Annotated in this window: 1 protein-coding gene; it reads left to right on the forward strand. The window is 39.2% G+C overall.

Features of this window, described 5'->3' with window-relative positions; translation table 11 throughout:
* The first annotated feature begins 48 nt into the window (after positions 1 to 48).
* A complete protein-coding gene (gene tnpA / locus C5471_RS23495; RefSeq protein ID WP_133815712.1) occupies positions 49 to 504 on the forward strand; it encodes an IS200/IS605 family transposase in 456 nt (151 codons plus the stop codon).
* Positions 505 to 586: the final 82 nt, after the last annotated feature.

Consider the following 586-nt stretch of genomic DNA (forward strand, 5'->3'; position numbering starts at 1 on the left):
TATAGATGTTCAAGCTAATATTCGTAACTCAAATAAGGAAAGGTGTTTATGGGCATTAAAGCACAAAGCTCAGCGCATACAAAGTGGCTGTGTAAATACCCTATCGTCTTTTCGCCGAAATATAGACGGAAAGTGATTTTTAATAATATTCGTTCAAGTGTGGGTGAGATCCTCAGAGACCTTTGTAAGTATAAAGGTGTGGAAATAATCGAAGGTCATCTCATGCCAGACCATGTTCATATGTTAGTGAGTATTCCACCAAAGCTAAGTGTTTCAAGTTTTATGGGATATTTGAAGGGTAAAAGTTCGCTGATGATCTTTGATAGACATGCCAATTTAAAATATAAGTTTGGCAACAGAAAGTTTTGGGCGGAAGGGTTCTATGTCAGTACGGTAGGGCTAAATGAAGCGACAATTCAAAAGTATATCAGAGAGCAAGAAAAGTCGGATTTAGTCTCGGACAAATTGAGTAGTAAAGAACATGTAGACCCCTTCAAGGGGTAAGCCAAAGTAGCAAAGACATTTAGCTTGAACGAAGAGAAAGCAGCGTCATTTAGGCGCAGTCGGTAACAAGCCCTTATAGGGC

Origin of the sequence: Photorhabdus tasmaniensis (genome assembly GCF_011189505.1) — a bacterium.
Lineage (GTDB): Bacteria > Pseudomonadota > Gammaproteobacteria > Enterobacterales > Enterobacteriaceae > Photorhabdus > Photorhabdus tasmaniensis.

Excerpts from the sequence above, each read along its gene's own strand:
- tnpA (WP_133815712.1), top strand. The coding sequence starts at position 49 with ATGGGCATTAAAGCACAAAGCTCAGCGCATACAAAGTGGCTGTGTAAA.